7 protein-coding genes and 2 pseudogenes are annotated in these 10,215 nt (G+C 68.2%); 4 read left to right on the top strand and 5 right to left on the bottom strand.

What is annotated here, in order from left to right:
* Window positions 1-141: pseudogene (locus GTO19_RS08120) on the top strand (chemotaxis protein); the annotation flags it as partial.
* Window positions 142-159: 18 nt separating this feature from the next.
* Here the strand turns inward: GTO19_RS08120 and GTO19_RS08115 are convergent.
* Together GTO19_RS08115 and GTO19_RS08110 are read right to left on the bottom strand one after the other, a co-directional pair.
* Window positions 160-864 carry a 16S rRNA (uracil(1498)-N(3))-methyltransferase gene (locus GTO19_RS08115; RefSeq protein ID WP_291020176.1) on the bottom strand — a complete coding sequence of 235 codons (705 nt, stop codon included), beginning with the start codon at window positions 862-864 and terminating at the stop codon, window positions 160-162.
* Window positions 865-875: 11 nt separating this feature from the next.
* Window positions 876-1,967, bottom strand: a complete 1,092-nt coding sequence (locus GTO19_RS08110) for a phosphotransferase (RefSeq protein WP_291020173.1) — start codon at window positions 1,965-1,967, stop codon at window positions 876-878.
* 122 nt (window positions 1,968-2,089) lie between these two features.
* Here GTO19_RS08110 and GTO19_RS08105 point away from each other — a divergent pair, with 122 nt between their 5' ends.
* Genes GTO19_RS08105 through rsmA form a run of 3 tightly spaced genes read left to right on the top strand, consistent with a single transcriptional unit; the run spans window position 2,090 to window position 6,610 of the window.
* Entirely contained in the window at window positions 2,090-4,489 is a 2,400-nt protein-coding gene (locus tag GTO19_RS08105) for an LPS-assembly protein LptD (RefSeq protein ID WP_291020171.1), read from the top strand.
* Entirely contained in the window at window positions 4,482-5,852 is a 1,371-nt protein-coding gene (locus GTO19_RS08100; protein WP_291020168.1) for a peptidylprolyl isomerase, read from the top strand. Before GTO19_RS08105 ends, GTO19_RS08100 begins: the two co-directional genes overlap by 8 nt.
* On the top strand, window positions 5,849-6,610 hold the full coding sequence (gene rsmA / locus GTO19_RS08095) for a 16S rRNA (adenine(1518)-N(6)/adenine(1519)-N(6))-dimethyltransferase RsmA (protein ID WP_291020164.1): 762 nt from the start codon (window positions 5,849-5,851) through the stop codon (window positions 6,608-6,610). The genes GTO19_RS08100 and rsmA overlap by 4 nt, the downstream gene beginning before the upstream one ends.
* 268 nt (window positions 6,611-6,878) lie before the next feature.
* Here rsmA and GTO19_RS08090 read toward each other — a convergent pair.
* The 3 genes and pseudogenes from GTO19_RS08090 to GTO19_RS08080 form a co-directional block, all read right to left on the bottom strand.
* Window positions 6,879-7,274 (bottom strand): annotated as a pseudogene (locus GTO19_RS08090) (barstar family protein); the annotation flags it as partial.
* A gap of 53 nt (window positions 7,275-7,327) precedes the next feature.
* Window positions 7,328-7,756, bottom strand: coding sequence for a ribonuclease domain-containing protein (locus GTO19_RS08085; RefSeq protein WP_291020159.1), 429 nt, complete (start codon window positions 7,754-7,756; stop codon window positions 7,328-7,330).
* 179 nt (window positions 7,757-7,935) lie between these two features.
* On the bottom strand, window positions 7,936-10,215 hold a 2,280-nt coding region (locus GTO19_RS08080; RefSeq protein ID WP_291020156.1), incomplete at its 5' end, for an NADP-dependent malic enzyme.

Raw genomic sequence — 10,215 nt, 5'->3', positions numbered from 1 at the left:
GTGAACCAGCTGGACCAGATGACGCAGCAGAACGCGGCGCTGGTGGAGCAGAGCGCAGCCGCCGCGCAGAGCCTGAAGGAGCAGGCCGAGCGCCTGAGCGACGCGGTGTCGGTGTTCCGGCTGGCGCCGCAGGCCGCCTGAGCTGCGGTCGCGCCGCGCTCAGGCGAGCGCCAGCGTCAACGCCGCCAGGGCCGCGGTTTCGGCGCGCAGGACCCGCGCACCCAACTGCGTGGGCAAGAAGCCCGCCGAGCGGGCCTGCGCATCTTCGGCGGCGCTCAGGCCACCTTCGGGACCGATCAACACCGTGAGCGGCGCATCGCCCCCGAGCGCCTGGGGAGTGGGCACGCCGCCCTCGGCGAGCGAGAGCACCACGCGCGCGCCCTGCGCCTCGCGCAGGAAATCGGCGATGTCGCGCACCGGTTCGATGGTGGGAATGCGGTTGCGGCCGCACTGCTCGCAAGCGGCCTGCGCAATGGCTCGCCAGTGCGCCTGCTTCTTCGCCGCGCGCTCGCCGGCCAGGCGAAGCACGCCGTGCTGCGTATGCAGCGGCGCGATGCGCGCCACGCCGAGTTCGGTGGCCTTCTCCACCAGCCAGTCCATGCGCTCGTTGGCGGGCATGCCGATGGCCAGCGTCACCTCGCGCGCGGCTTCGCGCTCGATGGCCTCGTGCGCCTCGACCCGGACCGACACGTCGCTGCGGCCCATGCGCTGCACGCGGGCCGTCCACTGGCCGCCCTGGCCATTGAACAGCGTGATCTCGTCACCCGGTTGCAGGCGCAGCACCTGCACATGGCGTGCGGCGCCCGGGGGCAGCGCGAGTTCGGCGCCCGGGCCCAGCGCAGCGTCGCAGAAAAAACGTGGCATGCCCGCGCCGTTCAGTTTCTGCCGAAGGCCCAGCCACTGGCCGACTGCAGGCCTTCCACGTCATCGATCAGGCGCAGCAGCGGCGCCAGTTCGCGGTAGCGGTGCGCGGTGGCGCGGATGTAGGCGATGAAGCGCGGCGCGTCGGCCAGGTACTTGGGCTTGCCGTCGCGCAGCGTGAGGCGCGCGAAGATGCCCGCGACCTTGAGGTGGCGCTGCAGTCCCATCCACTCCACCGCGCGGTAGAAGGCGCCGAAGTCGCTGTGCCAGTCTTCGAAGTCCATCAGGCCCAGCTTTCGGGCCTGTTCCCAGTAACGCACGGTGACATCGATGACGAAGTCTTCTTCCCAACTGAGGAAGGCGTCGCGCATGAGGCTGGCGATGTCGTAGGTGATCGGGCCGTGCAGCGCGTCCTGGAAGTCGAGCACGCCGAGTTGCGTGGCCGGCGTGTCGCCGCGCTCGCGCAGCACCATCAGGTTGCGCGGCATGAAGTCGCGGTGCACGTAGACCGTGGGCATGGCCAGTACGCGCTGCACGATCAGGTCGAATGTCTTCTGCAAGACCTGTTGCTGGCTGTCGTCCAGCACCAGGCCCTTGTGCTGCGCGAGGTACCAGTCGGGAAAGAGCTGCAGCTCGCGGCGCAGCACGGCCTCGTCGTAGGGCGGCAGCACGCCCTGGCGGCTGGCCTGCTGCCAGGGCAGCAGCGCGGCCAGGGCATCCAGGTACAGGCCCGCGTTGGCCTGCGGTTGAGCGGGGTCGATGACGTCGAGCAGGGTCTGCGTGCCCAGGTCGTCCAGCAGCAGGAAGCCCAGCGCCTCGTGCCAGTCCAGCACCTGCGGCACGCGCAGGCCGGCCGCGCGCATCAGCCCCGCGATGCGCACAAAGGGTTCGCTGTTTTCCTTGTCGGGCGGCGCGTCCATCACGATCGCGCTGCCGCCGTCCTCGGCGTCCAGGCGCAGGTAGCGGCGAAAGCTCGCGTCGGCAGAGGCCGGGCGCAGGCTGGAGGGGATCAGGCGGTGTTGCCGCGCCAGCGGCGCGAGCCAGGAATGGAAGGCCGCCTCGCGCTGCGGGTCGGCCCACGCGACGGTGGTCGGCGACGGGGTCATGGCTGAGGGGAATGCGGTGGGCGGCGCGCCGGGTGCGTGGCAGGCCCCGTGGAATAATCCGGCGGATTCTACAAACGCCTTCAACGCCAGTGTGCGCGGCCCGAACGCCGCCGGGCCCGATCTTGAAACGCCGCACCGACCCGACTCGCTCTCCCGCCCGGTTCGCCATCGCACCGGTGGCCGCGGCGGTGCTGGGCGCCTGCTTCGCCAGCACCGGGCAGGCTCAGGCTCAGGCCCAGGACCCGGGACTCGCCTTGCGTCCCAGCCTGCGCCTGCAGGAGCAACTGCCCGCCGAGGTGCGCAGCCAGACCCCCAGTTTCGTTTCGGGCCTTCGCATCGAAGGCCACACGGGCCAGACCACCACCGTCGAAGGCGAAGCCGAGCTGCGCCGCCACGACACCGTGATCCGCGCCGACCGGCTCAGCTTCGACGATCGCACGCGCGAGGCCCACGCCGAAGGCAACGTGCTCATCAACCGCGGTGGCGACCGCTTCAGGGGGCCGGCGCTGCGGCTCAATGTCGACACCTTCAAAGGCTACTTCGAGCAACCCGATTTCGAGCTGCTGAGCAACAACGGGCGCGGCGATGCCACGCGCATGGACTTCCACGACGAAGATCACTCCACCGCGCACCAGGCCCGCTACAGCACCTGCCCGCGCAACCCGGGGGCCGACTGGATGCCCGCCTGGCTGGTGCGCGCCAACCGCATCGAGTTCGACAACGTGGAAGAGGTGGGCGAGGCCTACGGGGGCGTGCTCGAGTTCAAGGGCGTGCCGATTCTCGGCGCGCCCTACTTCACTTTTCCGCTGAGCGACAAGCGCAAGTCGGGTCTGCTGCCGCCGACGATCGGCCTCGACAGCGTGAGCGGTCTCGAACTCACGCTGCCCTACTACTTCAACCTGGCGCCCAACTACGACCTCACGGTCTACCCCACGCTCATGTCCAAGCGCGGGCTCGACATGGGTGCCGAGTTCCGCTACCTGCAACCCGACTACACCGGTCGCGTGCGCGGCTCCTACATGCCCTCGGACCGCCTGCGGGGCGAGGACCGCTGGGGATACACGCTGCAGCACAACCAGTCGCTCACCGACGCCATCAACCGCCTGGGCGGACGGGGTGGCGCGGGGCTGTCGCTCAACCTCAACCGCGTGAGCGACGACGACTACTGGCGCGACTTCCCGCGCGCCGGCGCCACGCTCACGCAGCGCCTGCTGCCCAGCGACGCCGTCGCCACCTGGAGCCAGGGCAACTGGTCCGCGTCGGCCGGGGCCTACACCTGGCAGACGCTGCAGGACATCGACGCGCCGATCACGCCGCCCTATGACCGCGTGCCCTCGCTGGCCCTGACCTACAGCCGCGGCGACCTGGGCCGGCCCGACAAGACCGGTTCGCTCGCCTTGACGCTGTACGGCGAGTACACGCGCTTCGAGTCCAACCCCCTGCTCACCGGGCAGAGCAATGGCGAGCGCGCCTTGGCCGTGGCAACGCTCAGCCGCCGCTTCCAGACGCCGGGCTGGTTCATCGAACCGCGCGCGCGCCTGCACAGCACCCAGTACTCCTTCGATCAGCCCCTGGCCAACGGCCAGCGCAGCGCCTCGCGCGCCGTGCCGTCCCTGAGTCTGGACAGCGGCCTGGTCTTCGAGCGCGACGCCAGCTACTTCGGCCGGGCCTTCCTGCAGACCCTGGAGCCGCGCGCCTTCTTCACCTGGACGCCTTACCGCGACCAGAGCCTCCTGCCGAACTACGACTCGGGCGCGACCGATTTCAACCTCGCGACCATCTACTCCGAGAACGTCTTCACCGGCAACGACCGCATTTCCGATACGCGCGGGGTCACGCTGGGCGTGAGTTCGCGCCTCATCGATCCTGACACCGGCGCCGAGATCGTGCGCCTGGGCGTCGCGCAGCGCTACCTGCTGGAGGACCAGAACGTCACCCTGCCCGGGGGCGTGCCGGTGCAGGAGCGCTTCAGCGACGTGTTGCTGGCCGCGCGCGTGCAATGGACGCCGCGCTGGTTGTTCGACACCACCTTCCAGTACAACCCCACCACCAACGAATCGGTGCGCACCACCGTGAGCGCGCGCTACACGCCCCGGCCCTACCACGTGCTCAGCGCGGCCTGGCGCCTGCAGCGCGGGGCCTCCGAACAATTCGACGTCGGTTGGCAGTGGCCGCTCAGCGGCATCTTCGGCCGCAGCCCGGATCCCGTGCCGGGCTACGGGCTCGGTGCCGGCCAGTGGTACGGTGTGGGGCGCATCAACTACAGCGTGCCTGACCGAAAGGTGGTCGATCTGGTGGCGGGCTTTGAGTACGATGCCGGTTGCTGGATCGGGCGGGTGGTGCTCGAGCGGCTGCAGCGCAGCCAGGCGTCGGCGAACCAGCGCATCCTGTTCCAGCTCGAATTCTCGGGCTTCTCGCGCATCGGCTCCAACCCGCTGCAGACCCTCAGGGACAACGTGCCGCGCTACCAGTACCTGCGCGAAGAGATCAACCCGCCGAGCCGGTTCCAACGTTATGACTGACCGTTCCCTTCCGATTGCCATCGCCCTGGGCCTGGCCCTGCTCTGGCCCGCCGCGCTGCCGGCCCAGACGCTGCGCACGCCTGGCGGCCTGACGCTGCCCTCGGCCACTGCGCCCGCTGCGGGCAACCGCACGGCCGACTACATCGTCGCCCTGGTCAATTCCGAGCCCGTGACCAACCATGAGGTGCGCCAGCGCCTGCGCCAGGTCGAGCAGAACATCGCGCAGCGCAACATCACCAATGCCCCGCCGCGCGCGGTGCTGGTGCGGCAGGTGCTGGAACAACTCATCAACGAACGAGCGCAACTGCACCTGGCCCGCGAATCGGGTCTGCGCGTGAGCGACGCCGAGATCGATCAAGCCGAGCAAAACATCGCCGCCCAGAACAGCCTGAGTCAGGAGGAGTTCCGCCGCCGCCTGCGCTCGGAGGGATACGACCTCAACCGTTTCCGCGACGAGCTGCGCCAGCAACTGCTGCTGCAGCGCCTGCGCGAGCGCGAAGTGGACTCCCGCGTGCGCGTGACCGACGCCGACATCGACGAGTTCCAGCGTGAGCAACGCGGCGCAGGCGGGGTCGACAACCTCGAACTCAACCTCAGTCACGTGCTGGTGCTGGTGCCTGAGAACGCCAGCGAGGCGGTGGTGGCCGAGCGGCAGGCGCGCGCGCAGCGCGTGGCCGAACGCGCGCGCGCGGGTGAGGATTTCGCCGTTCTCGCCCGCGAGTTTTCCGACGCGGCCGAGCGCGTCAACGGCGGAGAGTTCGGCTGGCGCGCGGCCTCCCGCCTGCCCGACCTGTTCGTGGCATCCACACGCAACCTCGCGGCCGGCGCCATCGCAGGCCCGCTGCGCAGCCCCGCGGGCTTTCACGTGCTCAAGGTCAACGACAAGCGCCAGGCCGGCATGCCCTCGATGAACGTCACGCAGACGCGCGCCAGCCACATCCTGCTGCGTCCCAGTGCGCAGCTCACGCCCGAAGCGGCCATCGCACGCCTGAGCGATTTCCGTCAGCGCATCACGGCTGGTACCGCCACCTTCGAGGCGCTGGCGCGTGAAAACAGCCAGGATGGCTCGGCCGCCAACGGAGGCAGCCTGGGCTGGGCCCTGCCCGGGCAGTTCGTGCCCGAATTCGAGGACACCATGAACCGCCTGCGCCCTGGCGAGGTGTCCGAACCCGTTGTCTCGCGCTTCGGCGTCCACCTCATCCGCGTCGACGAACGCCGCACCGTGCAGCTCGACGAGCGCCAGCAGCGAGAGCGCCTGCGCATGGTCGTGCGCGAGCAGAAGCTGCGCGAGGCCACGGAGCTGTGGGCGCGCGACGTGCGCTCACGCGCTTACGTCGAGATGCGCGAAGACCCGCAGCCGTGAAGCACATCGCGCGCAAGCGCTTCGGGCAGCACTTTCTCACCGACCCCGGCGTCATCGACGCCATCGTGCGCGCGATCGATCCTCGCGCGGGCCAGCCCATGGTCGAGATCGGCCCGGGCCTTGCCGCGCTCACGCAGCCCCTGGTGGAGCGGCTCGGCCGGCTGACGGTCATCGAACTCGATCGCGACCTTGCGGCCAAGCTGCGCGCGCATGGCCAACTCGACGTGGTCGAGTCCGATGTGCTCAAGGTCGATTTCGCCGCCTTGCGCGCCACGGCCTCCGGCCCCCTGCGTGTGGTCGGCAACCTGCCCTACAACATCTCCTCGCCCATCCTCTTCCACCTGCTCGACCACGTCGCCGTGGTGCAGGACCAGCATTTCATGCTGCAGAAGGAAGTCATCGACCGCATGGTCGCGGCGCCCGCCACGGCCGACTACGGTCGCCTGTCGGTGATGCTGCAGTGGCGCTACGCGATGGAGAGCGTGCTCTTCGTGCCGCCAGAGGCCTTCGACCCGCCGCCCCGGGTCGACAGCGCGGTGGTGCGCATGGTGCCTCTGACCGATCCGCCCGCCATCGACGTGAAGCACCTGAGCGAGCTTGTGCAGGTCGCCTTCAGCCAGCGCCGCAAGCTGCTGCGGCACACGCTGGGCAAATGGCTTGAGCAACGAAACGCGGTCGGCAACTTCGACCTGCAACGCCGGGCAGAAGAGGTGCCCGTCAGCGAATACGTCAGCCTGGCGCAAACCTCGCAGGCATGAAAAAGCCGCGACAAGTGTCGCGGCTCATCCAGTGACACCACGGATCTGGCTCTGCCAGTCCGTCGGTGTCGCCCCCTTGAGGGGGTGACGCGCCGTCAGGCGCGGCGCGGGGGTGGGCTTGTCAAGCAGCCGCCAGCCAGTAACCCGCGTTGAACGGGCTGCTCATGCGCAACGCCTGCGGGCTCACGTCGAGGATCTTGTCCGTCGGCATGGGCTCTTCGCTCTGCACTTCGATCGGCTCCTCGCCCTTGGGGCTGCGCGCCACAGAGAACGAGTAGAAGCAGCGGAACGGAATCTTGCGGTCGCTCCAGTAGTCGGCGGCGTCGCGGAAGATGTCGAGCAGTTGCTCGCGCGCTTCCTTGTCGAACTTGCTGTGCGCCGGGATGTGCTCGAGCACGACGATGAAGCCGGTTTGCGGGCCGGACTTGTGGACCATGTCGGTCATGCAGTCGTACAGCGCGTCGAAGTTCTTGCCGAAATGCGCGGGCAGCGTGTACTGGGCGGCGATCAGTTCCAGCACGTCCTGCTTGCTCTGCGCCTTGGCCAGGTTGGCGTAGAGAAAGTGGTGGCCGAGGTGCTCGGCCGCCGCTTGCAGATCCTTCACGCCATAGGCGCGAATGGACTGGACGATGTTGGGTCGCACATTACGAAGTGGCGTGTCCATCTCCGCGTCTCTTTCACAGTCAAAGGTTGAAATACCGATCGCTCTTCGGAAGATCACTGCACGATGCGCCTGAAGCTCGAGTAATGGTCTTCCGTGTAATAACAGGCATCAGGCGCCACGGGCCGCACACCGCCACACACGATACGCCGCGCTCCCCGGTGGTTCAAACCCGGGGTGGGTACGGTGTATTCCCGGTAGTACCCCCGCCGTTCCCTGGGCAACAGGCCTTCGCGGTTGAAGAAGACGGTGCCGTCCTTTTCGTAGCGAAAGGGCCCACCCTGATGGATCTGGCCCAGAACCTGCTTGCCCTGCGTTGGCAGGGCCGATACCGACACGGATGCGGGCGGGGCGAGGACAGCGGGTTCGGGACCGCGGGCTTGCACCAGAAAGGTGCCTGCGCTGGCGACCACGGTGGCCACAGCAGTCGCAACGAAGCCGGCTTTGCCCTTGCCCCAGTGCTGGCGAATCCGCCGCAGATCCATGAGGTTGGCTTGCTCCTGATGCGGGTGAACCCTGAGCCTTTGGCCTGGGGTTAACCCTGAAACTCAAGCGCGAGAGTGTGCCCTAACCGGCCCCAAAACGCAAGCGACTGCCTAAAAAACAGGCAATTGACAGCGCAAAAGCGGGTGAAAAAAGTTAGCGCCCGCTTTGACTGAACACCCTATCGGGCAACATTGGCGTCCGCCACCGTCAGGGCCGTCATGTTCACGATGCGGCGGACAGTGGCGCTGGGGGTGAGGATGTGCACCGGCTGGGCGGCGCCCAGCAGCACGGGGCCGATCGCGATGTTGCCGCCCGCCGCCGTCTTGAGCAGGTTGTAGGCAATGTTGGCCGCGTCGATGTTGGGCAGGACCAGCAGGTTGGCCACGCCCTTGAGGGTGGAGTTGGGCATGAGCGCGGCCCGCGCCACCGGGTCCAGTGCCACGTCGCCGTGCATTTCGCCGTCCACTTCCAGCCAGGGCGCCTGCTCGCGCAGCAGGTCCAGGGTGCGGCGCATCTTCACCGCCGAGGGCTCATTGGACGAGCCGAAGCTGGAGTGCGACAGCAGGGCCGCCTTGGGCTGGATGCCGAAGCGCAGCATCTCTTCGGCGGCCATCACGGTGATCTCGCAGAGCTCCTCGGCGGAAGGGTCGTGGTTCACGTGCGTGTCGACCAGGAAGACCTGACGACCGGGCAGCATGAGGCCGTTCATGCAGGCGTAGACGCGCACGTCTTGCGCGGTGCTGGGGCTGCCGCCGGCGCGCTTGCCGATGACCTGGTCGATGTAGTGCAGGTGGCCCTGGGTGGTGCCCCAGGTGCCGCAGATGAGGCCATCGACCTCGCCCTTGTGCAGCAGCATGGTGCCGATGAGCGTCAGTCGGCGGCGCATCTCGATCTTGGCGAGCTGTTGCGTGACGCCTTTGCGCTCGGTCATGCGGTGGTAGGTCTGCCAGAAGTCGCGGTAGCGGTGGTCCTGCTCGACGTTGACGATGTCGTAGTCCAGGCCCTCCTTCAGGCGCAGGCCGAACTTCTCGATGCGCTGGGCGATGATGGCCGGGCGGCCGATCAGCGTGGGCCGCGCCAGGCCTTCGTCCACCACGATCTGGCAGGCGCGCAGCACGCGCTCTTCCTCGCCCTCGGCGTACGCCACGCGCTTGCGCGTGGCCAGCTTGGCGGCCGAGAAGATGGGCCGCATGACGGTGCCGGACGCGAACACGAAGCCCTGCAGCTTCTCGCGGTAGGCGGCCATGTCCTGGATGGGTCGCAGCGCCACACCGCTGTCGGCCGCCGCCTGCGCCACGGCGGGTGCGATCTTCATCATCAGCCGCGGATCGAAAGGCTTGGGGATGAGGTACTCGGGGCCGAAGGCCAGCTTCTCACCCGCGTAGGCGGCGGCCACCACCTCGCTCTGCTCGGCCTGTGCGAGCTCGGCGATGGCGTGCACTGCGGCGATCTCCATCTCGTCGGTGATGGTGGTGGCGCCCGAGTCGAGCGCGCCGCGGAAGATGTACGGGAAGCAGAGGACGTTGTTGACCTGGTTCGGGTAGTCCGAGCGGCCGGTGGCCATGATCGCGTCGTCGCGCACGGCCTGCACGTCTTCCGGCAGAATTTCCGGGTTGGGGTTGGCCAGCGCCAGGATCAGCGGCTTGGCCGCCATGGACTTGACCATTTCCGGCTTGAGCACGCCGCCTGCCGACAGGCCCAGGAAGATGTCCGCACCCGCGACCACCTCGGCCAGGCTGCGCGCGCCGGTCGTCTGGGCGAACTGGATCTTGTCCTCGTCCATCAACTCGGTGCGGCCTTCGTAGACGACGCCTGCCAGGTCGGTCACCCAGATGTTCTCGCGCGGCAGTCCCAACTTGACCAGCAGGCCCAGGCAGGCGAGGGCAGCGGCACCGGCGCCAGAGGTCACGAGCTTGACCTTCTTGAGGTCCTTGCCGACCACCTTCAGGCCGTTGAGGATGGCCGCGCCGACCACGATGGCGGTGCCGTGCTGGTCGTCGTGGAAAACCGGGATCTTCATGCGCTCGCGCAGCTTGCGCTCGACGTAGAAGCAGTCCGGCGCCTTGATGTCTTCCAGGTTGATGCCACCGAAGGTGGGTTCCAGCGCGGCGATGACCTCGACCAGCTTGTCGGGGTCCTTTTCGTTGATTTCGATGTCGAAGACGTCGATGCCCGAGAACTTCTTGAACAGCACCGCCTTGCCTTCCATCACCGGCTTGGCGGCCAGCGGGCCGATGTCGCCCAGACCCAGCACGGCGGTGCCGTTGGTGATGACCGCGACCAGGTTGCCGCGCGCGGTGTACTTGAAGGCATTGACCGGATCGGCGGCGATTTCCTCGCAAGGCGCCGCCACGCCGGGCGAGTAGGCCAGGGCCAGATCGCGCTGGTTCGACAGCGGCTTGGTGGCCGCAATGGCCACTTTTCCGGGCAGGGGCTGCTCGTGGTACTGCAGCGCGGC

It is taken from the genome of Hydrogenophaga sp. (assembly GCF_011772445.1).
Classification (GTDB): Bacteria; Pseudomonadota; Gammaproteobacteria; order Burkholderiales; family Burkholderiaceae_C; genus Hydrogenophaga.
The sequence above is the reverse complement of the archived record's forward strand: the minus strand, read 5'-3'. Positions and strand labels throughout refer to the sequence as shown.

Coding starts and splice junctions, on each gene's coding strand:
- GTO19_RS08115 (WP_291020176.1), bottom strand. CDS start 864: ATGCCACGTTTTTTCTGCGACGCTGCGCTGGGCCCGGGCGCCGAACTC.
- GTO19_RS08110 (WP_291020173.1), bottom strand. CDS start 1,967: ATGACCCCGTCGCCGACCACCGTCGCGTGGGCCGACCCGCAGCGCGAG.
- GTO19_RS08100 (WP_291020168.1), top strand. CDS start 4,482: ATGACTGACCGTTCCCTTCCGATTGCCATCGCCCTGGGCCTGGCCCTG.
- GTO19_RS08085 (WP_291020159.1), bottom strand. CDS start 7,756: ATGGATCTGCGGCGGATTCGCCAGCACTGGGGCAAGGGCAAAGCCGGC.